Consider the following 23,035-nt stretch of genomic DNA (forward strand, 5'->3'; position numbering starts at 1 on the left):
CTTCGCCCTGCGCCATCGCCGCGGGCCGCCGATACTGGACCGATGGCAGAGGTTTCTGAGGTTTCCGATAGCACTCTGCTCCCGATCGGCTCGGTGCGTCGTACCCGAGTCGGTCGCGAGGCAACCGAACCGATGCGCGAGGATATTCGCCTGCTGGGCGCGATTCTCGGCGACACGGTGCGGGAACAGAACGGCGAGGCGGTGTTCGATCTGGTCGAGCGGGCGCGGGTGGAATCCTTTCGAGTGCGCCGCTCGGAGATCGATCGTGCCGAGCTGGCAAGGCTTTTCGATGGTGTCGACATCCATCAGGCCATCCCGGTGATCCGGGCGTTCACCCATTTCGCGCTGCTGGCCAACGTCGCCGAAGACGTCCACCGGGAGCGACGCCGTGCGTTGCATGTCGCGGCTGGGGAACCGCCGCAGGACAGCAGCTTGGCCGCGACCTATCGCAAGCTGGAGCGCGCCGACCTGGATGCGGCAACAGTCGCCGATGCGCTGCGCGGTGCATTGGTGGCCCCGGTCATCACCGCTCATCCGACCGAGACCCGGCGGCGCACGGTGTTCGACACGCAGAACCGCATCACCGAATTGATGCGACTGCGGTTGCGCGGCGGCGTCGGCGAACCCGGCATCGAACGGGAATTGCGGCGGCAGATCCTCACGCTCTGGCAGACCGCGCTGATCCGGTTGTCCCGATTGAAGATTCAGGATGAGATCGCGACCGGCCTGCGCTACTACCCCGCGGCGTTCTTCGACGTCGTTCCGCAGGTCAACGCCGAGCTCAGAGACGCGCTGCAATCACGATGGCCCGAGGTTGGGCTGTTGGAAGAGCCGATGCTGCGGCCCGGATCATGGATCGGCGGCGACCGCGACGGCAACCCGAACGTCAACGCCGACGTGGTCCGGCTGGCCACCGGCAGCGCCGCCTACACCGCGCTGGACCGGTACTTCGCGGAATTGACTGCGCTGGAACAGGAATTGTCGATGTCGGGCCGACTCGTGCAGGTCAGCGCCGAACTGCAGGCACTGGCTGAGAACTGTACCGAGCCGGTATGGGCCGATGAGCCGTACCGCCGTGCGCTACGCGCCATTCGCGCCCGGCTGACCGCGACGGCCGCAGCGATTCTGGATCGTCAGCCCGCACACGAGCTGACACTCGACTTGCCCCGTTACCGGACTCCGGCAGAGCTGCGGGCCGACCTCGATGTCATCGATGCGTCGTTGCGTGCCAACGGCAGCGCGGTACTTGCCGACGATCGGTTGGCCAGGCTACGAGAATCGGTGCACGTCTTCGGTTTTCATCTGTGCGGGTTGGACATGCGGCAGAACTCAGAGGTGCACGAAACGGTCGTCGCCGAGCTGTTGGCGTGGGCCGGCGTGCACGCGGACTATCGGTCTCTGGACGAGTCGTCACGGATCGCGTTGCTGGTGCAGGAGTTGGCGACGCGGCGCAGGCTGGTCAGTCCGGATGCCGAGCTGTCCGATCTCGCTCGAAAAGAACTGGACATCGTCGCTGCCGCCGCGCATGCGGTGCGCGTGTTCGGCGCTGCGGCGGTGCCCAACTACATCATCTCGATGTGTCAGTCGGTTTCGGACATGCTCGAGGCAGCCATCCTGCTCAAAGAGGTGGGCCTCCTGGATGTCACGGGAGACCGGCCGTACAGTCCGGTCGGTATCGTGCCACTGTTCGAGACGATCGATGACCTACAACGCGGCGCGTCGATACTCGAAGCGGTACTGGATATCCCGCTGTACCGAGCGTTGGTCACGGCCCGTGGTGACCAGCAGGAAGTCATGCTCGGCTACTCCGACTCCAACAAAGACGGTGGTTATCTGGCGGCCAACTGGGCGCTGTACCGCGCCGAGCTGGACCTGGTGGAATCAGCCGCCAAGACCGGAATTCGGTTGCGGCTCTTTCACGGTCGCGGCGGTACCGTCGGTCGCGGTGGCGGTCCGAGTTACGACGCGATCTTGGCTCAGCCGCCCGGCGCGGTGAAGGGGTCGCTGCGGATCACCGAGCAGGGTGAGGTGATTGCCGCCAAATATGCCGAACCGCATGCGGCACATCGCAATCTGGAGACACTGCTGGCGGCGACGCTGGAGTCCACGTTGCTGGATGTCGAGGGGCTGGGCGACTCAGCGGAGCCGGCCTACGAGGTGCTCGACGATCTGGCTGCCCGCGCGCAGCGCGCCTACGCCGATCTGGTCCACGAAACACCGGGTTTTGTCGAATACTTCACGTCGTCGACGCCGGTGAGCGAGATCGGTGCACTGAACATCGGCAGCCGACCGACCTCACGTAAACCCACTACGTCGATCGCTGATCTGCGGGCAATCCCATGGGTGCTGGCTTGGAGTCAATCCAGGGTCATGCTGCCCGGGTGGTACGGCACCGGAACGGCGTTCGAGGACTACGTCGCTGCGGGCGAAGGCAATCTGAAGGTCCTGCAGGACCTGTACCTGAGGTGGCCGTTCTTCCGTACCGTCCTGTCGAACATGGCGCAGGTGCTGGCCAAGTCGGATATGGGACTGGCCGCCAGGTATTCGGAACTCGTCGACGATGTCGCGTTGCGCCGCAGGGTGTTCGACAAGATCGTCGCCGAGCACGAACGCACCATCGCGATGTACAAACTGATCACCGGCCACGACGATCTGCTCGCCGACAACCCGGCGTTGGCCCGCTCGGTGTTCAACCGGTTCCCGTATCTCGAGCCGCTCAACCACCTCCAGGTGGAGCTGCTGCGCCGGTACCGGTCCGGTGACGAGGACGAACTGGTGCAGCGTGGCATCTTGCTGACCATGAGCGGATTGGCCACGGCGCTGCGTAACAGCGGATAGCTGTGTGAATCAGTCTGTGGGACTGTCTGTTTCGACATCGCTGTCGCCTTCTATTGGGCAGCGGGCCAGCACCTCCCGACGGGACTGCCAACAACTCAGCCACGCTCAAGCCGGTGTAGTCGAAGCCCGCGAACTTCGTATGCAACTCCTCCAGCGCGGCGTACGCGGTGAGGATGGTGCTGCGATCGGTTGCCATACTCGAACACTAGTTCGAACCACCGAACCGGCGAATGTGACTGCGGTGGCCAAAGTTATTCGCACGGCTTTCGCTAAGCCGGTGACCTACGCAGAGGCGCCGAGCGCACTGCGGCTACGCAGCCCGATTGCGTAGCGCGTTGAACATCCCACGCACCGCGTTCTCGGTGGCCGCGATGGGTGAAATGAGGGTCTCGGCAAGGCTGACCATGGCCTCCACGCGTTCGACGATCGACTCCATCCGCTCGACTACACCGATCAGTCGCGGCGCGAGTTCGTCGATCCGGGTGATGGTGTCATTGAACCGATCGATGGTGGTGTCGAGGACTGCGGTCGTCTTGTTCATGTCCGACAGGGTGTCGCCCAGGTCGGCCAGAATCACTTCGACCTGCGACACCGTGAGATCTGCGTTGAGCGCTGCCTGGGTCAGTGTCCGAATTCGGCCGCCGACCGGCCGCTGGGATCGACCGTCCCCCTTGTCAACCATGGGTCCAGTATGACGGTTCGCCGGCGCGGTATTCAGACAGGTGGCCGACGCACCCACCCGGTGCTCAACTGGTGGAAAGAGATGAGTCCTGGCAAGTTTCTAGATTTGCTGCATCGCAGCCGACCGGTGTTGTAGCGTTCGCCTGGTTTCCACGCCGGCGCGCCCAGCCCTAGAGTTTCGACGCAGCTGCCTGATCGAGCAACCAGACCGTCGCTTCGCGCCCGACCGCACCGGCCGACGGGAAATCGTCGGGCGAAGCGCCACCCACGGCCGCAGCCACCGCATCTGCTTTTTCCGCGCCGGCAACAACCAACCACACCTGACGGGATCGGTGGACCGCAGGCAGCGTCAGCGTGATGCGCCGCGGCGGCGGCTTGGGGGAGTCGGTGACCGCCACGACATACCGCGCGGTCTCGCGCACCGCGGGCGAATGCGGAAACAGCGAGTTGACATGGCCCTCGCCGCCCATCCCCATCAGGTGTACATCGAATTGTGGTGTCGGAGCACCATTTCCGACGACGGTCAGCTCGCGTTCGTATGCCGCTGTGGCCGCGTCGATATCGTCGCCGAACTCGCCGTCGCTGGCGGCCATCGCGTGGATGTTGCCGGCCGGGATGTCGATCGAGTCGAGCAGCGCCTCTCTGGCCTGCTTGATGTTTCGCTCGGCGTCATCGGCGGGCACAAAGCGGTCGTCGCCCCAGAACAGGTGCACCTTGGACCAATCGATCGGGTGACCGCCCACGTGCTTGAGCAACTTGATCCCGGTGCCACCGCCGGTCAGCACGATGTACGCCACGCCGCGCTCTGCCACAGCCGAATCGATGGCGGAGACCAGGCGGTCGCCCGCCGCAGTGACCAACGCGTCGGCATCGGCGTACGTTTCGATGATCTGCTCAGACATACACAACCTTGTCCAGGCCCTGCAGGGCGCGGTGGTAGATCTCGTCGGCGTCGAGCCGGCGCATCTCTTCGGCGAGGCAGTCGCGGGCTTCTCTGCGGGCCAACGGAATTCGGGCATCGGGCCGACCAGTGCGGGTGAGGTTGGCGGTGACACCCTTCTGAGGCCGGCTCAGGGTGATGGTCTCGGTCGGGCGCACCAATTCGACCTTGAGTTCTCCGACCGCGCGGGTCACCGGGCCGTCGATGCAGCTGGCCAGCCAGCCGGCCATGATGTCCAGTGCGGGTTCGTCTTTCAACCCTGACACCAGCACCGAGGTGATCGGTTCGTACGGCGCTTGATCGAGCGCTGAGGCCAGCAATGCCCGCCAGTAGGTAACCCGGCTCCAGGCCAGGTCGGTGTCGCCGGAGGTGTAGCCGGCGAGTCGGCTCTTGATGGAGGCCAGCGGATCGGCTCCATTGGTGGCGTCGGTAATCCGTCGGATGGCCAGTCGGCCCAACGGGTCAGCGGCCGGTACCGGCGGCGCGATATCTGGCCACCAGGTCACCACCGGCGTGTCCGGTAGCAGGAACGGTGTCACGACGCTGCTTGCGTGAGCCGCCAGTGGTCCCGAAAGTCGGAGCACCACAACTTCATTGGCGCCCGCATCGCGCCCGACTCGCAGTTGCGCATCGAGCTTCGCCTCAGTGGCCAACCGGTCGCCCGGGATCACCACGATGACCCGACATGGATGCTCACGGCTGGCTGTGTTCGCCGCGTCGATCGACTCTTCCAGCATTGCCTCGGTGTCCGGAGCGACAACCAGGGTCAGCACCCGGCCCAGGGTGATGGCGCCGCCCTCTTCGCGCAGGGCGACGATCTTCTTGTTGATGGCACCGGTATTGGTGTCGGGTAGATCGACGATCATCGGTGCCCTCGGTTCGTCGTGCGAGCGCTCGTCAGTGTTGGTCGGTTCCTCGCGCGAGCGCTCGTCAGTGTTGGTCGGTTCCTCGCGCAAGCGCTCGTCAGTGTTGGTCGGTTCCTCGCGCAAGCGCTCGTCACGGCCGCCTCCATTCCCGGCCCGATCGCCGCAGCATCTCGAATGCCGAATCGGGGCCCCAGGTGCCGGATTCGTAAGGGTCGGGTTTGCCGTGGGAGGCCCAGTACTCCAACGCGGGATCCAGGATCTTCCAGGATAATTCGACCTCCGCGTTGACCGGAAACAGCGACGGCTCGCCAAGCAGCACGTCCAGGATCAGCCGCTCGTAGGCCTCCGGTGATTCCTCAGCGAACGCCGAACCGTAGGAGAAGTCCATGCTCACATCGCGGACCTCCATGATGTGGCCCGGCACCTTGGATCCGAACCGCAGCGTGATGCCTTCGTCAGGCTGCACCCGAATCACCAGGGCGTTCTGACCGAGCTCATCGGTCATGGTGGCATCGAACGGCAGATGGGGGGCACGCTTGAACACCAGTGCGATCTCAGTGACCCTGCGGCCCAACCGTTTTCCGGTGCGCAGATAGAACGGAACGCCGGCCCAGCGGCGGGTGTCCACCTCAAGGGTGATCGCCGCGAATGTCTCCGTGGTGGAGGTCTTCGAGAAGCCCTCCTCGTCCAGCAGCCCGACGACCTTCTCGCCGCCCTGCCATCCTGCTGCGTACTGGCCACGTGAGGTGGTCTCGTCGAGCGGCTCGACCAGCCGGGTCGCCGATAGCACCTTGATCTTCTCGGCCTGTAGCTCGGCAGGGGAGAAGCTCACCGGTTCCTCCAGCGCTGTCAGAGCCAGCAGCTGCAAAAGATGGTTCTGGATGACGTCGCGAGCCGCGCCGACGCCGTCGTAGTAGCCGCCGCGGCCACCAAGGCCGATGTCCTCGGCCATGGTGATCTGCACGCTGTCCACGTAGTGCGAATTCCATACCGGTTCGAACAGCTCATTGGCGAACCGCAGCGCCAGGATGTTCTGGACGGTCTCCTTACCCAGATAGTGATCGATGCGGAACACCGACGATTCCGGGAACACACTGTTGACCACGCCGTTGAGCGCCTCAGCGCTGGCCAGGTCATGGCCGAACGGTTTCTCGATGACCACGCGGGACCAGCAGCCGTCGGGCTTGTTGGCCAGGCCGGACTTGGAGAGCTGCTCACACACCTGCGGGAATGCATTCGGCGGAATCGACAGGTAGAAGGCGTGATTGCCGCCGGTGCCGCGCTCCTCGTCGAGCTTGCCCAACGTGTCGCGCAGCCGAACGAACGCAGCGTCGTCATCGAAAGTGCCCTGCACGAACCGGAAGCCCTCGGCCAGCCGGTCCCACACTTCCTGCCGGAACGGCGTGCGGGCATGTTGCTTGACTGCGTCGTGCACAACATTTCCGAAGTCTTCGTCGGCCCAGTCCCGGCGGGCGAAGCCGACCAGTGCAAAGCTCGGCGGCAACAGGCCACGGTTGGCCAGGTCGTAGATCGCCGGCATCAGCTTCTTGCGGGCCAGGTCGCCGGTGACGCCGAAGATCACCACAGCGCACGGCCCGGCAATGCGGGGCATACGTTTGTCGCGCTTGTCCCGCAACGGGTTTACCCAGTCCCCGGGTTTGGTGGCGCAGTCGCTCATCATGCCCCTCTGCTCGTCTGAGCTAATGGTGATCCGCGGGCCCGGGGTTAATTCAAGGCGTCGAGTTGACCCTGGACGGCCTCGAGCAACTCGCCCCAGGCTTTCTCGAACTTGTCCACGCCCTCGTCCTCGAGCAGCTTGAACACCTCGACCAGGTCGATGCCCGCGGCGGTGAGGTCATCGAACACGGCCTGCGACGCTGCCGCGGTCCCGCTGACGGTGTCTCCGGTGACCTGGCCGTGGTCGGCAACGGCCTCCAGGGTCTTCTCCGGCATGGTGTTCACGGTGTTGACCGCCACCAGCTCGGTGACGTACAGGGTGTCCGAGTAGTCCGGGTTCTTCACGCCGGTCGATGCCCACAGCGGACGCTGCACCCGGGCGCCTTCGGCCTTCAACGCCCCGAAGCGCTCAGCGCCGAACACCTCTTCGTAGGCCGCGTAGGCCAGGCGGGCGTTCGCCACTCCGGCCTTGCCGCGCAGATCCAGCGCCGAGCCGCCGAGCTTCTCCAGCCGGGCGTCGATCTCGGTGTCCACCCGGGAAACGAAAAACGAAGCGACAGAATGAATCTTGGACAGGTCGTGGCCGGCCTCGCGGGCCTTCTCCAGGCCGGTCAGGTACGCGTCCATGACGGCGCGGTGCCGCTCGACCGAGAAGATCAGCGTCACATTCACCGAGATGCCCTCGGCGATCACCGCGGTGATCGCCGGCAGGCCGGCCAACGTCGCCGGGATCTTGATCAGCAGGTTGGGCCGGTCGACGATCTTCCACAGCTCGATGGCCTGCAGGATCGTCTTGTCGGTGTCATGGGCCAGCCGCGGGTCGACCTCGATGGACACCCGGCCGTCGACACCGCCGGAGGCCTCGTAGGCCTTGGCCAGCACGTCGCAGGCATTGCGCACGTCGTCGGTGGTGGCGGTGCGGATCACCGCGTCCACGTCGGCACCGCGCGCCGCCAGCTCACGTACCTGCTCGTCGTAGGCGGTGCCCTTCGACAGTGCCGCCTGGAAGATCGACGGGTTGGTGGTGACACCCACGACGCTGCGAGTGTCGATGAGCTGCTGCAGGTTTCCGGTCTGCAGCCGCTCGCGGGACAGGTCGTCGAGCCACACGGATACGCCGGCGGCGCTGAGCGCGGCCAGGTTCGGGTTCTGGGTCATCTGAATGCTCCTATGTCGACGGGTTGGTTGTCGGGCGACGGCCGAGCCGTCAGGGGTCCAGCGACGGCCGAGCCGTCAGTTGTCCAGCGATCGTTCTGCGGCGGCCACCACTGCTTCGGGGGTGAAGCCGAATTCGCGGAACAGCGTCTTGTCATCGGCCGACGCGCCGTAATGCTCGATCGAGACGATCTCGCCGGTGTCACCGACCAGCTTGTGCCAAGGCTGCGCGATGCCGGCCTCGACAGCGACCCGAGCCGAGACATCCGGCGGAAGGACCGCATCGCGGTACTCCTTGGGCTGCGCCTCGAACCACTCCAGGCACGGCATGGACACCACGTAGGCCACAATGTCCTTGTCCGCCAACAGCTTCTGTGCTGCGACGGCCAGCTGCACCTCGGAACCGGTGGCGATGATGATCACGTCGGCATCGTCGGCGGGGTTGCCGCCGCCCAGCACGTAACCCCCGCGGGCCGCGCCCTCGGCGTCGGTGCCCTCCAGCACGGGAACGCCCTGACGGGTCAGGATGAAGCCGGTCGGATTGTTGCCGTGGGTGCGCGCCAGGATGGTCCGCCAGGTGTAGGCGGTCTCGTTCGGATCGGCCGGACGTACCACCGACAGGTTCGGGATGGCGCGCAGCGCCGCGAGGTGCTCGATCGGCTGGTGGGTCGGACCGTCCTCACCCAGACCGATCGAGTCGTGAGTCCAGATGTAGATCGGGTCGATGTTCATCAGCGCGGCCAACCGGACGGCCGGACGCATGTAATCGGCGAACTGCAGGAAGGTACCGGCGAAGGGACGGGTCGGCCCGTGCAGCACGATGCCGGACAGGATCGAGCCCATCGCGTGCTCACGGATACCGAAGTGCAGCACCCGGCCGTACCAGTCGGCGGTGTAGTCCTCGGTCGAGATCGACGGCGGACCGAACGACCGCACACCGTTGATGGTGGTGTTGTTGCTGCCCGCGAGATCGGCTGAGCCACCCCACAATTCGGGCAGCTTCGGCGCGACGTCGTTGAGCACCTGACCGAAGGCGGCGCGAGTCGCCACTGCCTTGCTGCCCGGCTCCCAGTGCGTCAGATCGGCATCCCAGCCCTCGGGCAGTTCGCCGGCGTACAGACGGTCCAGCAGCTTCTTGCGCTCGGGTTCCTTGGCCGCCCAGGCGTCGAAGGACACCTGCCACTCGTCGTGCGCGTGCTTGCCGCGGGCCACCAGCTCACGGGTGTGTGCGATCACGTCGTCGCGGACATCGAAGCTCTTGTCCGGGTCGAAGCCCAGTACCTTCTTGGTGGCGGCGACCTCGTCGGCACCAAGCGCAGAGCCGTGCACCCCGCCGGTGTTCATCTTGGTGGGAGCCGGGTAACCGATGATGGTCCGCACCGCGATGAACGACGGCTTGTCGGTCACCTTGCGGGCGGCCTCGATGGCTTCTTCGATTCCGGTGACGTTCTCGCCGCCCTCGACCTCCTGCACGTGCCAGCCGTAGGCCCGGTAGCGCGCCGGAATGTCCTCCGTCAGCGCGATGTTGGTGTCGTGCTCGATGGAAATCTTGTTGTGGTCCCAGAACACGATCAGATTGCCGAGCTCCTGGGTGCCGGCCAGCGAGGAGGCCTCGCTGGTGACGCCCTCCTCCATGTCACCGTCGGAGGCAATCACGTAAATGTAATGGTCGAATGGGCTCGCCCCGGGCGCGGCATCCGGGTCGAACAGGCCGCGCTCGTAGCGGGCTGCCATCGCCATCCCGACTGCCGAGGCCAGACCTTGGCCCAACGGTCCGGTGGTGATCTCCACGCCCTTGGTGTGGTGATACTCGGGGTGCCCGGGGGTCAGCGAACCCCAGGTGCGCAGTGCCTCGATGTCGGACAGCTCCAGTCCGAAACCGCCCAAGTACAGCTGCAGGTACAGGGTCAGGCTGGAATGTCCGCAGGACAGCACGAAGCGGTCGCGACCGATCCATGTCGTGTCGGACGGGTCGTGGCGCATCTGGCGCTGGAACAACGTGTAGGCCAGCGGAGCGAGGCTCATCGCGGTTCCGGGGTGGCCGTTTCCGACCTTCTGAACCGCATCCGCTGCCAGCACTCGGACGGTGTCGACCGCGGCCGAGTCCAGCTCGGACCAGTCTTCCGGATGGTGGGGGCGGGTGAGTTCGGAAATCTCTTCGACGGTGGTCACAGGCGCACTCCTACAGGGGACGTCTCGGGCACGGCAAATTGCAATCGAGCTGCATGACCACCCTAGTGCTCGCTGCCGGTCTGGTGCAGACCGCTTCACCTATGCCGTACCAGTGATTGGGTTTCCATTCACCTCAAAACCACCCTGCGGTGTCGGGCACACAGGTGAGCGGTCTACCATCGTCTGTAGTAGAAGCCCTTAGACATCCTGGGCTGCCGCGACCCCGAGGAGATATCTGCGTGAGCATTCGCGAGCGCCGTTCTGTCCACGGATCGCCCGGCCGAGAGCCGGCCGGCACTCCCGTGGAGGGCGCCAAGCCACACCGCGTTCGCGACACCATTCTCGCGTACATTGCGCTGACCAAGCCGCGTGTCATCGAGCTGCTGTTGGTCACGGCCATTCCCGCGATGTTGCTGGCCCACCGCGGCTCGGTCGACCCGCTGCTGATCCTGAACACCCTGGTCGGTGGCATGCTCGCCGCCGCTGGTGCCAACACGCTGAACTGTGTGGCGGATGCCGACATCGACAAGGTGATGAAGCGAACGGCGCGCCGGCCGCTGGCCCGCGCCACGGTGCCCACCCGGCACGCACTGATCTTCGGCCTCGTGCTGACGGTGGCTTCGTTCTTCTGGTTGTGGCGCACGTCGAATCTGCTGTCCGGCCTGCTCGGCCTGGCCACCATTGCCTTTTACGTTTTCGTGTACACCCTGCTGCTCAAGCGCCGTACGTCGCAGAACGTGGTGTGGGGCGGTGCCGCCGGCTGTATGCCGGTGATGATCGGTTGGTCCGCGGTCACCGGCACGATTCAATGGCCCGCCTTGGTGATGTTCGCGATTATCTTCTTCTGGACGCCTCCGCACACTTGGGCGCTGGCGATGCGCTACAAGGAGGACTACCAGGCGGCCGGGGTTCCGATGCTGCCGGTCGTGGCCACCGAGCGACAGGTCACCAAGCAGATCCTGATCTACACGTGGCTGACGGTGCTGGCGACGCTGTCGCTCGCGCTGGCAACTGGCTGGCTGTACGCGGCAGTGGCTGTCATCGCCGGCGTGTGGTTCCTGGTGATGGCGCATCAGTTGTACTCCGGCGTCAAACGCGGCGAGGCGGTCAAGCCGCTGCGACTCTTCTTGCAGTCCAACAACTATCTGGCCGTGGTGTTCTGCGCGCTGGCGGTCGATTCGGCGCTGAACCTGCCGATGCTGCTGAGCTACTGATCGGGCCGCACGCACCAGCGCGCTAGTTTGTGGGCATGTCCCAACTGGTGAGCCCTGACAACTTTGCCCGTGCCGAATCGGATCTGTATTTCGGAAACATCGTCAAAGACGGTGGTTTCGCGGCGCTGCATCACACCCGCGAGCTGAGTCCTCTCGACAATCAGCTGGTCATCCGGCAGAACCGGGACACCCTCTACTCGGCGGGCGTCTTCGATCTCGACGCCGGTCCGGTCACCATCACGTTGCCCGACAGTGCCGGTCGGTTCATGGCATTGCAGATCATCACCGAGGATCACTATGTCCCGACGGTCGTTTATGCACCGGCGGAGCTCACCCTGACCCGATCCGACATCGGTAGCCGGTACGTCGCGGCGGCGATCCGGACCCTCCTCGACCCGAACGACCCGGCCGACGTGGATGCGGTACACGCGTTGCAGGACGCCATCGTCGTCAGCCAGGACGGGCTGGGCAGCTTCGAAGTGCCGCAGTGGGATCCGGTGAGTCAGAAGACCGTCCGCGACGCGTTGATCACGCTGTCGACGACAGTTCCGGACAGCAAGGGCACGTTCGGGCCGAAAGCGGATGTCGATCCGGTGCGGCACCTCATCGGTTCGGCCTACGCCTGGGGCGGCAATCCGGAGCGGGATGCGCTGTACATATCGGTTTTCCCGTCCGCCAACGACGGCACCGTCGTGCACCGGCTGACCGTCAAAGACGTTCCGGTGGACGGGTTCTGGTCGGTGACCGTTTACAACAAGGACGGCTACTTCACACCGAACCCGCAGAATGCGTATTCGCTCAACGACATCACCGCGGTCACCGATCCCGACGGCACGACCACCATCCGGTTCGGTGGTACAGAAGGCCCAAACTTGCTGCCCATCACCGATGGCTGGAACTACACGGTGCGGCTGTACCGCCCGCGCGCGGAAATTCTCACCGGCGATTGGACTTTCCCGACCGCCCAGCCGGTCTAGGCGCGCGCCCTCGCAGACCTAGGGGACCAGCACCACCGAACCGATGGTGCGCCGGCCTTGCAGGTCGGTGTGAGCGCGGCTGGCATCGGACAGCTGATAGCGCTCGCTGATGGTCACGGTCAGCGTGCCGTCCGCGATGGCCTGCAGCAGTTCACCTGCCCGCCAAGAGAATTCGTCAGAGGTGCGGGTGTAGTGGGCCAACGTCGGCCGGGTCAGGAACACTGAACCGGCGCTGTTGAGGCGCTGCGGATCGATCGGCGGTACGGGTCCGCTGGACGCGCCGAACAGTGCCAGGGTGCCGCGCACCGCGAGGCTGGCGATGCTGGCCTCGAAGGTGGAGGCGCCGACCCCGTCATACACCGCCGAGACGCCGTTGCCGTCGGTCAGCTCGCGGATCTTGGCGCCGAACTCAACCGCGTCGTCGGGGTAGTCGAGTACCTCCACGGCACCGGCCTGCCGGGACAGCTCAGCTTTGTCGGCGGTGGACACCGTGGTGATGACCCGCACGGCCATGCTGGTGGCCCACTGCGTCAGGATCAGCCCGACACCGCCGGCACCGGCATGGAGCAGTACTGTGTCGCCCTGCTGGGCCGGGTACGTCGACTTGATCAGGTAGTGCGCGGTCATGCCTTTAAGCAGTGCCGAGGCCGCGACCTCCGGTGCCACGCCCTCGGGCACATAAGCCACGAAATCAGCTGGGGCCACGCAGTATTCGGCGTAGGCGCCGTCCGCGGCGGCGGTGACGACCCGATCGCCGATCGACAGCGCAGCGACATCCGCACCGACGGCCGCGATGGTTCCGCAGACCTCCTGGCCGGGGATGAACGGCACCGGCCGGGCATAGAGACCGGAGCGGAAGTAGGTGTCGATGAAGTTGACGCCGACCGCCTCGGCCTTGATCAGGACCTCGCCCGGACCCGGTGTGGGCACTGGGCGGTCGACGGATTCAAGGACTTCGGGGCCGCCGGTTTCGGCGATTTCGATGGCGTGCATGACACCTATCATTCCAACGTGAAACTCGCACGGCCGGATATCCGCCATCCCCGCATCGTCTTCGCAGGTTGTCGCGCCCTGATCGACGGCGACGGGGACGACGCCGGGTTGGTCGACGCGCTGCGCGGCCGGGGCCTGCCCGCCCGCTGGCTGCCCTGGGACGACCCAGCCACGTTGGAGGCCGACCTGGTCATCCTGCGGGCCACGTGGGACTACACCGAGCGCCATGTCGAGTTCCTGGACTGGACCCGGCGGGTCCGTAATCTGCTGAACTCGCCGGACGTGGTGGCCTGGAACACCGACAAGCGTTATCTGGCCGACCTGGCCGCAGCGGGGGTACCCACCGTGCCGAGCGACTTCTGTGCTCCCGGACAATCCATCGCGATCCCTGGCGGCGAAGTGGTGGTGAAGCCGGCGGTGGGCGCGGGTTCCGTTGGCGCGGCGCGGTTTACCGACGCCGCCGCAGCCCACGAACATGCCTTGGCATTGCACGCCGACGGACTCACCGCGCTGATCCAGCCGTACGACGCCCGGATCGAAGCAGGGGAGACCGCGCTGGTGTTCCTCAGCGGTCAGCAGTCGCACGCGTTCACCAAAGGGCCCTTGCTGCCGCCGCCTGGTCACCGTCTGGCGATGGATGTGTCCGGCACTTACGCCGAGGAGCAACTGTGCCCGGCCGATCCGGACTTCGAGCTGTGGGACGTGGGCCATGCGGCGCTGACGGCGGCCGCCGCACGTTTGGGGATCACCGCCCAGGAGTTCCTGTACGCGCGGGTTGATGTCATCGGCGAAAAGGACGATCCCCAACTACTCGAGTTGGAATTGGTGGAGCCGTCGCTCGGTTGGCGCCAACTCACCGTCGATGCCCGGGCGTCGGCACAGCGGCAATTCGCCCTGGGGGTCGAGTCAGCCCTGGAGCGCCTGGGGCTCGGACCGCTGTCGCATTGACGCCCACAGCGCTGCGGTCGCCGCGGTGCAGGCGGCGGCCCCGGCCACGTGGATGGCCACCAGCGCGGCGGGCACCCCGGTGTAGAACTGCACGGTCCCGACCAGTCCTTGGGCACACACCAGAACCACGAGCACCGTCAGCCGTAACAGCACCGCACGGGGTGCGCGCACTGCCAGCAGCGCAAAAGTCAGTCCGACAACCAAACTCAGATAGGCCACCAACAGGGACGAGTGCATGTGGACCAGCGTGGTGATCTCCACCTGCAGGCGCTTGACCGGTTCGGCGGCACTCTTGTCGCCGGCGTGCGGCCCGGCCCCGGTCACCAGGGTTCCGGTGACCAGCACGGCCGACAGGACCGTGGCGGTCAGCGCGGCGAACCAGCGCAGGGGCATAGGCACCACCAACGTGTCGGTGCCCTGGTCGGATTCGCCGATCTTGACGTAGAGCAACACCGACAGCCACACCATGACCATCGACACCAGCAGGTGGATCGACACCGTCCACCACAGCAGCCCGGTGCGCACGGTGACACCGCCGATGACGGCCTGCAGCACCGTGGAGCCCGGCATCAGCCAGGCATAGACCAGCACCTCGCGGCGCCGGTGCGCCCGGGTCACTGCCAGCACGGCCAGCACCGCGGTGAGGACCACCCCGAAGGTGAACATCCGGTTGGTGAACTCCACGGCCTGGTGAACGACGGGCACCTCGGCATGCGGTACCGGTACGAAGCTGCCCGGGAAACACTGCGGCCAGGTCGGGCAGCCCAGCCCCGATGCCGTCACCCGCACGATGGCCCCGGTGACCGAGATACCGCCCTGGGTCAGGATGACGGCCAGTGCTGCCAGGCGCTGGACGCGAAGGCTCGGCATCGGAAGGGTGTCGACGATGCGCTGAAAGATCCCGTCGGCCATCGCCCGATCGTAGAGCAGGTCTAACTACAAGCTGTAGTAGGGCTCAACTGAACCGGAACCAGCGCAGGGCGCCCAGCGCAGCCAGGCCACCCCACCCGGCCAGCACCGCGATACCGAACCAGTCCACCGACAGCGTCATGGCCTCGGTCAATGCCTCGGTCAATGCGCCCGACGGGGTGAGCCGGGCAGCCCAGCGCAGCGTCGCCGGCACCATCGGGTGTTCGATGGTCAGCGCGCCCAATCCGCCGAACACGAACCACAGCAAATTGGCCAGCGCCAGCACGATCTCGGCCTTGAGGGTGCCACCGAGCAGCATGCCGAGCGCGGCAAACGCGGCGGTGCCGAGCGCGATGATCACTGCGCCCAGCAGCAGGCCGGCGATGTGCGGACGCCAGCCCAGCGCCAAGCCGATGCCGCCCAACACGATCGACTGCAGAGCCACGGTGGTGACGACGGCCATCGCCTTGCCGGCGATGATGCCCCAGATGGGTAGGGCGGTGGCACCGAGGCGCTTGAGCGCGCCATAGCGTCGATCGAAGGCCACTGCGATGGCCTGCCCGGTGAACGCGGTCGAGATCACTGCAAGCGACATGATCGCCGGAGTAAAGGTGGCGGCACGGATTCCCGGCTGGGCGCCCGCAAAGGAGCCCAGCGGCAGCAGGGTGAGTCCGACCAGCAGCGTGATCGGGATGAACATGGTCAACAGCAGTTGCTCGCCGTTGCGCAGCAGCAGTTTGAGTTCCAGGCCGTACTGGGCGGTGAGCATTTTGCCGACCGTCGCCGGTCGGGGATCCGGGGCGAAGGTCGCCGGAGCAAAACGATTCTGGGTCATGCGCGATCCGCCTGCGCTACTGGCTGAATAGTCACGAGCGGAGCTCCCGTCCGGTCAGGTCCAAGAAGACGTCCTCCAAGCTGCGCTGTTCCACTCGCATGTCGGTGGCCAGCACGTTCAGCCGGGCACACCACGCGGTGACGGCAGCGAGCACTTGCGGGTCGATATGTCCTTCGACCAGGTATTCACCGGCGCCGGCTTCGTTGACCCGGTAGCCCTCGGGCAACGCGGAGATCAGTAGTGACAGGTCCAGCTTGGGTGGCGCGGCGAAACGCAACTGGTTCTCCGCACCGCTGCGCGTGAGATCGGCAGGGGTTCCGGCTGCCACCGCCGAGCCGTGGTCGATGATCACGATGTGGTCGGCCAGTTCCTCGGCCTCGGACAGGTGGTGCGTGGTCAGCACGACGGTCACACCGTCGCGACGGAGTGCATCGATCAATTCCCACACCACGATGCGGGCATGAGCGTCCATGCCCGCGGTCGGCTCATCCAGGAACACCAGCTCGGGGCGTCCGACGATGGCGCAGGCCAGAGCCAGTCGCTGCTGCTGGCCACCCGACAGTCGGCGATAGGTGGTCCGGGCGGCGTCGGTCAGGCCGAGGGTGTCCATCAGCCATTTCGGATCCAGTGGGTCGGCCGAGTAGGCGGCCACCAGGTTCAGCATCTCGCCGGCCTTGGCCGCTGGGTATCCGCCGCCGCCCTGCAGCATCACCCCGATGCGCGAGCGCAGTTTGGCGTTGTCGGCAGTCGGGTTCAGGCCCAGGATCGAGATGCTGCCCGAGTCGGGCTTGGCGAAGCCCTCGCACATCTCGACCGTGGTCGTCTTACCAGCACCGTTAGGGCCGAGCAAGGCAAAGACTTGAGCGCGGTGGACCTCGAGATCAAGGCCGTTGACCGCACGGGTGTCCCCATAGCTCTTGCTGACACCGCGCAGCAGCACGGGAGCTGCGTTGACACTCACGGGGACTCAGCGTAGGCCCCGGGTGCTGCGGTAATCGGACCCGGTCCGCCGCTCTCGTCCGATTCGGGCAGCGCGCGCCAAGGCAGCTGGTTGCGGGTGAGGCCGATCAGAATCAGCACGATGACGGTGCTGGCCAGCGTCGCGTCCAGGATCTGAAACAGTGCGAACCGGTCGCCGTTGGCCGTCGGGCCGAACACGCCGACGATGAACGTCACAACGATCGTCGTGCCGCGGAAGCCGGGCCGGCTGGCCCAGCAGGCCAACGGAATGATCGCCCACAGCAGGTACCACGGCTGGACCACCGGGAACAGCAGCACAGTGGCACCCATGGCCACGCCGAGCCCGCCGATCGGGTGCAGTCGACCACGCAGAACCGACAGCAACAACCACGTCACCAGCACCGCGATGATGAAGACGCCGATCGCGCGGGTCAGTCCGAGCACCGAGGTGGTGTGGTCGCCGAGCCCTAGCAGGATGCCGACCTGTCCGGTGCCCAGGGCGATCAGAGTGGGCGGCGACATCCAGGACCGCACCACATTGGCGGTGCCGAGCGTGAACAGCCAGCCGAAGCCCAGGCCGCTGGCCCAGCCGACGATTGCCATGACTGCGAGCGCCACCAAGCCCAACGGCACGCCGGCCCAGAAGAAGGCCTTGACGGTGCCGCCCATTCGGCGGGCCAGCGCCATCGCCACGAAACCCAGCGCGAGTAGGGACGGCAGCTTGATCTGTGAGGACAGTGCGATCAGCACCGTGCCGGTCAGCAGCATCAACATCGGCCACCAGCGAGTCCAATCGGCGCGATCACCTGGCCAGCTGAGCGGACGCGGGATGAGCGGGCGGCTGGAGTCGACGCCCCGCAGGGCGAACTCGGTGCCGGCCAGCATCAGTCCCAGCATCGGTGCCTCGTTGTGGATGCCGGCGATCAGGTGCATGAACAGCAGGGGATTACAGGGCCCGAGCCACAGGGCACTGACCTCGGCGACCCCGCAACGACGAGCCAGCCGTGGCGTGGCCCAGACCGTCGCCGCGACACCGAGCAGGACGACCGCCCGATGTGCGAGCACTCCGGCCACGATGTTGTCGCCGGTCAACTCGGAGATGCCGCGCCCGATCCACAGGAACAGCGGTCCGTACGGGGCCGGCGTCTCACGCCACAGGCTCGGCACCGACAAGGTGAACACATGGTCCAGTCCCAGGCCGGTGGCCGGACCGACTCGGTACGGGTCCAGGCCGATCCGGGCTATCGCGCTCTGCGCGAGATAGGAGTAGACGTCCTTGCTGTACATCGGCGGCGCGATGAGCAGCGGCAGCGCCCACAGCAGCAGGGTCTGATCGAGTTGGCTTCGGGTCATCCGGCGATTGCCGAGTGCGAAGCGTCCCAGCATCAACCACGCCAGCGCCATCATCACCGCGCCAGTGGTGGTCATGGTCAGCGACACCGTCTGGATGCGGGACGGAAGATTGAGCAGGCGAACACCGAAGGTCGGGTCCTGGACCACCGGCCGGGCCCCGGCGCCGAGCGCGCCGATGGCCATGAGCACCGTCCCGGTGGCACCGAAGACCCGGGTTCTCCGCAGGACGACGATTTGGGAGGGGTTCAGCGGCGAACCGACAGCGAGTTCGTCGGCGTGCCATCGGGCGACTGCCGTGCTGAGGTGCTGGAGGCGGTCGGCCATCTGAGCAGAGTAGCCGCCGGGTTCACCCCAACCAGCCATGTGCTGAACCTCTCAGCCCAGCTAAGGGTGCCCTTCCTAGATTCACCTTTCGAATTCCGTCACAATGGTGTTGTGAAAATCCCCGCCGAAGTCACCGGCGCCGTTTCGACGGCAGCCGCTTCGGACGGGCATACCCGCTCGGCGATCGTGCAGCTACTCCTGGAGGGCTCAGTGACCGCCGGCCAGATCGGCGAGCGGCTCGGCATCTCCGCAGCCGGGATCCGGCGGCACCTGGACGCGCTGATCGAGGCAGGCGACGCCGAATCGAGTGCCGCGGCCGTGTGGCAGCACAGCGGACGGGGCCGGCCGGCCAAGCGCTACCGGTTGACCGCTGCCGGCCGGGCAAAGCTCGGCCACACCTATGACGACCTGGCGGCGGCAGCGATGCGTCAGCTCCGCGAGATCGGTGGAGACGACGCCATCCGCACCTTCGCGCGGCGCCGCATCGACTCGATCCTGTCCGGCGTCACGGCGGCTGACGGCATCACCGATGCTGCTGATCAGGTGGCCGCCGCACTGACTTCCGCCGGATACGCCACCACCACGAACCCGGTCACCGGGCCCATCGGCGGCGTGCAGATCTGCCAGCACCACTGCCCGGTATCGCACGTGGCCGAGGAATTTCCGGAACTGTGCGAAGCCGAGCGCGAGGCGTTCGCCGAGGTCCTGGGCACCCATGTCCAGCGCCTGGCCACCATCGTCAACGGCGACTGCGTGTGCACCACGCACGTGCCGGTCACGCCCGAACAACCTGTAGTCACCAACGAACAAGGAGTGTCGCGATGACGACCACACCGGAACAGTTGACCCAAGAGGAAACCATTGCCTCGCTGGGGAACTACGACTACGGCTGGTCGGACTCGGACGTCGCGGGGGCCAGTGCTCAGCGTGGTCTGTCCGAGGCCGTGGTGCGAGACATCTCGGCGAAGAAGAGCGAGCCCGAGTGGATGCTCGAAATGCGCCTGAAGGCGCTGCGCACGTTCGGCAAGAAGCCGATGCCGAACTGGGGCTCCAATCTCGAGGGCATCCACTTCGACAACATCAAGTACTTCGTGCGATCCAGTGAGAAGCAGGCAGCAACCTGGGACGACCTGCCGGCCGACATCAAGAACACCTACGACCGCCTGGGCATCCCCGAAGCGGAGAAGCAGCGTCTGGTCTCCGGTGTCGCCGCGCAGTACGAATCCGAGGTGGTCTACCACTCGATCCGTGAGGACCTCGAGGCACTCGGCGTCATCTTCCTCGACACCGACTCAGCGCTCAAGGCGCACCCCGAGATCTTCAAGAAGTACTTCGGCACCGTCATCCCGGCCGGGGACAACAAGTTCTCGGCACTGAACACCGCGGTGTGGTCCGGCGGGTCGTTCATCTACGTGCCGCCTGGTGTGCACGTAGACATCCCACTGCAGGCCTATTTCCGGATCAATACCGAGAACATGGGCCAGTTCGAGCGCACGCTGATCATCGCCGACGAAGGCTCCTACGTGCACTACGTCGAGGGCTGTACCGCACCGATCTACAAGTCGGATTCGCTGCACTCCGCGGTCGTCGAGATCATCGTCAAGCCCGGTGCGCGGGTTCGGTACACCACCATCCAGAACTGGTCCAACAACGTCTACAACCTGGTCACCAAGCGCGCCCGTGCCGAGGCCGGCGCCACCATGGAGTGGATCGACGGCAATATCGGCTCCAAGGTCACCATGAAGTATCCGGCCGTGTGGATGACCGGTGAGCACGCCAAGGGTGAGGTGCTCTCGGTGGCATTCGCCGGCGAGGGCCAGCATCAGGACACCGGCGCCAAGATGCTGCACCTGGCGCCCAACACGTCGAGCAACATCGTGTCGAAGTCGGTGGCCCGCGGCGGTGGCCGGACGTCCTACCGCGGCCTGGTTCAGGTGAACAAGGGTGCACACGGTTCGCGTTCCAGCGTGAAATGCGATGCGCTGCTGGTCGACTCGATCAGCCGCTCCGACACCTACCCGTACGTCGACATCCGCGAGGACGACGTCACCATGGGCCACGAGGCCACGGTGTCAAAGGTCTCCGAGGACCAGATGTTCTACCTGATGAGCCGCGGCCTGACCGAAGACGAGGCGATGGCAATGGTGGTGCGCGGCTTCGTCGAGCCCATCGCCAAGGAACTACCAATGGAATACGCGCTCGAGCTCAACCGGCTGATCGAGCTGCAGATGGAAGGCGCTGTCGGCTAGTGAGTAATTTGACTGAGGCGACGGAAGGAATCGTCGCCAACAAGGGTGAGCTGTTTACGTCCTTTGACGTCAACGCTTTTGAGGTGCCCGGCGGCCGTGATGAACTGTGGCGGTTCACCCCGCTGAAGCGCTTGCACGGCCTGCACGACGGGTCTGCGGAGGCCACCGGCGCCGCGCGTGTCGAGGTTTCACAGCGCGATGGCGTCACGGTGGAGACCGTGGGCCGCGATGACACGCGGCTGGGCCAGGGCGGCGTCCCCGCGGACCGTGTTGCCGCACAGGCGTATTCGTCGTTCACCGAGGCCACCGTGGTCAGCGTCGGCCGTGACGTTCAGGTCGCCGAGCCGATCGAGATCACCATTGCCGGTCCCGGTGAAGGCACCGTCGCGTACGGCCACCTGCAGGTGCGGGTCGGTGAACTCGGCGAAGCCGTCGTGGTGATCGACCAGACCGGCAGCGGAATCTACGCCGACAACGTCGAATTCGTCGTCGGCGATGCCGCGCGATTGACGGTGGTGTCCATCGCGGACTGGGCCGACGATGCGGTGAACGTAAGCACCCACCACGCCACCCTCGGCAAGGACTCGGTGTTGCGGCATGTCGCGGTCACCCTCGGCGGTGACGTGGTGCGCTTGACGTCGCGGACCCGTTACCTGGCGCCCGGCGGCGACGCTGAGATGCTCGGCATGTACTTCGCCGACGACGGCCAGCACTTCGAGTCGCGCCTGCTGGTTGACCACGCGCAGCCGAACTGCCGCTCCAACGTGCTGTACAAGGGTGCGCTGCAAGGGGATCCGGATTCGAAGAAGCCCGATGCCCACACGGTGTGGATCGGCGATGTGCTGATCCGGGCTGCGGCCACCGGCACCGACACCTTCGAGGTCAACCGCAACCTGGTGTTGACCGACGGAGCCCGTGCCGACTCGGTGCCTAACCTCGAGATCGAGACCGGCGAGATCGCCGGCGCCGGACACGCCAGTGCCACTGGCCGTTTCGACGACGAGCAGCTGTTCTACCTACAGGCCCGCGGTATCCCCGAGCACCAAGCCCGCCGCTTGGTGGTGCGCGGCTTCTTCGGCGAGATCATCCAGAAGATCGCCGTGCCGGAAGTCCGTGATCGCCTGACCACCGCCATCGAACACGAACTTGAATTGACTGAAGGACGCAACAACTCATGACCACACTGGAAATCAAGGACCTGCACGTCTCGGTCACCGCACCGGATGGTGGCGACGTCCCGATCCTCAAGGGTGTCAACCTGACCGTGAAGTCGGGGGAGACCCATGCGGTCATGGGCCCCAACGGTTCTGGCAAGTCGACGCTGTCCTACGCGATCGCCGGCCACCCGAAGTACACCGTCACCTCGGGGTCCATCACCCTCGACGGCGAGGACGTGCTGGCCATGAGCGTCGATGAGCGGGCTCGTGCCGGCCTGTTCCTGGCCATGCAGTACCCGGTCGAGGTGCCCGGCGTCTCGATGTCCAACTTCCTGCGCACCGCCGCGACCGCGGTCCGCGGTGAGGCCCCCAAGCTGCGGCACTGGGTGAAGGAAGTCAAGACCGCCATGTCCGAGCTCGACATCGATCCGGCATTCGGCGAGCGAAGCGTCAATGAAGGTTTCTCCGGTGGCGAGAAGAAGCGCCACGAGATCCTGCAGCTGGGCCTGCTCAAGCCCAAGATCGCCATCCTCGACGAGACCGACTCGGGCCTGGACGTCGACGCCCTGCGGGTGGTGTCCGAAGGTGTCAACCGGTACGCCGAAGCCGAGCACGGCGGCGTGCTGCTGATCACCCACTACACCCGCATCCTGCGCTACATCCGTCCGCAGTTCGTGCACGTGTTCTTCGACGGCCGGATCGTCACTTCCGGTGGCCCGGAGTTGGCCGACGAGCTCGAAGAGCACGGCTACGAGCGCTACACGACTGCTGCCGCCGGAGCTTGAGG

The 23,035-nt window shown here is 65.8% G+C and carries 19 protein-coding genes; 8 read left to right on the top strand and 11 right to left on the bottom strand.

Annotated features, from left to right (window positions below):
• Nucleotides 1-42 precede the first annotated feature (42 nt).
• Complete coding sequence (gene ppc, locus ABIA30_RS03685; protein ID WP_370062165.1) at nt 43-2,838, top strand: phosphoenolpyruvate carboxylase; 2,796 nt, start codon at nt 43-45, stop codon at nt 2,836-2,838.
• A gap of 310 nt (nt 2,839-3,148) precedes the next feature.
• Here ppc and ABIA30_RS03690 read toward each other — a convergent pair whose 3' ends face one another.
• From ABIA30_RS03690 to tkt, 6 genes are all read right to left on the bottom strand, one after another.
• The gene (locus ABIA30_RS03690) at nt 3,149-3,520 is read right to left on the bottom strand and encodes an ATPase (RefSeq protein ID WP_370062166.1); all 372 of its coding nucleotides are present in this window, start codon (nt 3,518-3,520) and stop codon (nt 3,149-3,151) included.
• 169 nt (nt 3,521-3,689) lie between these two features.
• On the bottom strand, nt 3,690-4,421 hold the full coding sequence (pgl, locus tag ABIA30_RS03695; protein ID WP_370062168.1) for a 6-phosphogluconolactonase: 732 nt from the start codon (nt 4,419-4,421) through the stop codon (nt 3,690-3,692).
• Nucleotides 4,414-5,325 (bottom strand): glucose-6-phosphate dehydrogenase assembly protein OpcA, encoded by a 912-nt coding sequence (opcA, locus tag ABIA30_RS03700; protein WP_370063301.1) that lies wholly within the window; start codon nt 5,323-5,325, stop codon nt 4,414-4,416. The genes pgl and opcA overlap by 8 nt, the downstream gene beginning before the upstream one ends.
• A 130-nt stretch (nt 5,326-5,455) precedes the next feature.
• Nucleotides 5,456-7,003, bottom strand: a complete 1,548-nt coding sequence (gene zwf / locus ABIA30_RS03705) for a glucose-6-phosphate dehydrogenase (RefSeq protein WP_370063303.1) — start codon at nt 7,001-7,003, stop codon at nt 5,456-5,458.
• 47 nt (nt 7,004-7,050) lie between these two features.
• Nucleotides 7,051-8,160, bottom strand: a complete 1,110-nt coding sequence (tal, locus tag ABIA30_RS03710; RefSeq protein ID WP_370062170.1) for a transaldolase — start codon at nt 8,158-8,160, stop codon at nt 7,051-7,053.
• A gap of 75 nt (nt 8,161-8,235) precedes the next feature.
• Entirely contained in the window at nt 8,236-10,329 is a 2,094-nt protein-coding gene (tkt, locus tag ABIA30_RS03715; protein WP_370062172.1) for a transketolase, read from the bottom strand.
• Nucleotides 10,330-10,631: 302 nt separating this feature from the next.
• On the opposite strand from tkt, the gene ABIA30_RS03720 reads away from it, so the two are divergent.
• Nucleotides 10,632-11,543 carry a heme o synthase gene (locus ABIA30_RS03720; protein ID WP_370063305.1) on the top strand — a complete coding sequence of 304 codons (912 nt, stop codon included), beginning with the start codon at nt 10,632-10,634 and terminating at the stop codon, nt 11,541-11,543.
• A gap of 47 nt (nt 11,544-11,590) precedes the next feature.
• Nucleotides 11,591-12,520 (top strand): DUF1254 domain-containing protein, encoded by a 930-nt coding sequence (locus tag ABIA30_RS03725; RefSeq protein WP_370063307.1) that lies wholly within the window; start codon nt 11,591-11,593, stop codon nt 12,518-12,520.
• A gap of 18 nt (nt 12,521-12,538) precedes the next feature.
• Here the strand turns inward: ABIA30_RS03725 and ABIA30_RS03730 are convergent, their stop codons facing one another.
• Nucleotides 12,539-13,513 carry a quinone oxidoreductase gene (locus ABIA30_RS03730; protein ID WP_370062174.1) on the bottom strand — a complete coding sequence of 325 codons (975 nt, stop codon included), beginning with the start codon at nt 13,511-13,513 and terminating at the stop codon, nt 12,539-12,541.
• Nucleotides 13,514-13,531: 18 nt separating this feature from the next.
• On the opposite strand from ABIA30_RS03730, the gene ABIA30_RS03735 reads away from it, so the two are divergent.
• On the top strand, nt 13,532-14,461 hold the full coding sequence (locus ABIA30_RS03735; RefSeq protein WP_370062176.1) for a RimK family alpha-L-glutamate ligase: 930 nt from the start codon (nt 13,532-13,534) through the stop codon (nt 14,459-14,461).
• Here the strand turns inward: ABIA30_RS03735 and ABIA30_RS03740 are convergent.
• From ABIA30_RS03740 to mptB, 4 genes are read right to left on the bottom strand one after another with little or no spacing between them, the layout of a single operon-like run.
• On the bottom strand, nt 14,420-15,373 hold the full coding sequence (locus tag ABIA30_RS03740) for a heme A synthase (RefSeq protein ID WP_370062178.1): 954 nt from the start codon (nt 15,371-15,373) through the stop codon (nt 14,420-14,422). The genes ABIA30_RS03735 and ABIA30_RS03740 overlap by 42 nt on opposite strands.
• Before the next feature lie 43 nt (nt 15,374-15,416).
• Nucleotides 15,417-16,205, bottom strand: coding sequence for an ABC transporter permease (locus tag ABIA30_RS03745; RefSeq protein WP_370062180.1), 789 nt, complete (start codon nt 16,203-16,205; stop codon nt 15,417-15,419).
• 31 nt (nt 16,206-16,236) lie between these two features.
• Entirely contained in the window at nt 16,237-17,166 is a 930-nt protein-coding gene (locus ABIA30_RS03750) for an ABC transporter ATP-binding protein (RefSeq protein WP_370062182.1), read from the bottom strand.
• Nucleotides 17,163-18,881 (bottom strand): polyprenol phosphomannose-dependent alpha 1,6 mannosyltransferase MptB, encoded by a 1,719-nt coding sequence (gene mptB / locus ABIA30_RS03755; protein ID WP_370062184.1) that lies wholly within the window; start codon nt 18,879-18,881, stop codon nt 17,163-17,165. The genes ABIA30_RS03750 and mptB overlap by 4 nt, the downstream gene beginning before the upstream one ends.
• 72 nt (nt 18,882-18,953) lie before the next feature.
• Between mptB and ABIA30_RS03760 the strand changes: the two genes are divergently transcribed.
• Genes ABIA30_RS03760 through sufC form a run of 4 tightly spaced genes read left to right on the top strand, consistent with a single transcriptional unit; the run spans nt 18,954 to nt 23,033 of the window.
• Nucleotides 18,954-19,667 (top strand): helix-turn-helix transcriptional regulator, encoded by a 714-nt coding sequence (locus ABIA30_RS03760; RefSeq protein ID WP_370062186.1) that lies wholly within the window; start codon nt 18,954-18,956, stop codon nt 19,665-19,667.
• Nucleotides 19,664-21,091 carry a Fe-S cluster assembly protein SufB gene (gene sufB, locus ABIA30_RS03765; protein WP_370062188.1) on the top strand — a complete coding sequence of 476 codons (1,428 nt, stop codon included), beginning with the start codon at nt 19,664-19,666 and terminating at the stop codon, nt 21,089-21,091. Before ABIA30_RS03760 ends, sufB begins: the two co-directional genes overlap by 4 nt.
• Nucleotides 21,091-22,269, top strand: coding sequence for a Fe-S cluster assembly protein SufD (gene sufD, locus ABIA30_RS03770; RefSeq protein ID WP_370062190.1), 1,179 nt, complete (start codon nt 21,091-21,093; stop codon nt 22,267-22,269). Before sufB ends, sufD begins: the two co-directional genes overlap by 1 nt.
• Nucleotides 22,266-23,033 carry a Fe-S cluster assembly ATPase SufC gene (gene sufC / locus ABIA30_RS03775; protein ID WP_370062192.1) on the top strand — a complete coding sequence of 256 codons (768 nt, stop codon included), beginning with the start codon at nt 22,266-22,268 and terminating at the stop codon, nt 23,031-23,033. The genes sufD and sufC overlap by 4 nt, the downstream gene beginning before the upstream one ends.
• Nucleotides 23,034-23,035 lie beyond the last annotated feature (2 nt).

The sequence above is a fragment of the Mycobacterium sp. MAA66 genome (genome assembly GCF_041261665.1).
GTDB lineage: Bacteria > Actinomycetota > Actinomycetes > Mycobacteriales > Mycobacteriaceae > Mycobacterium.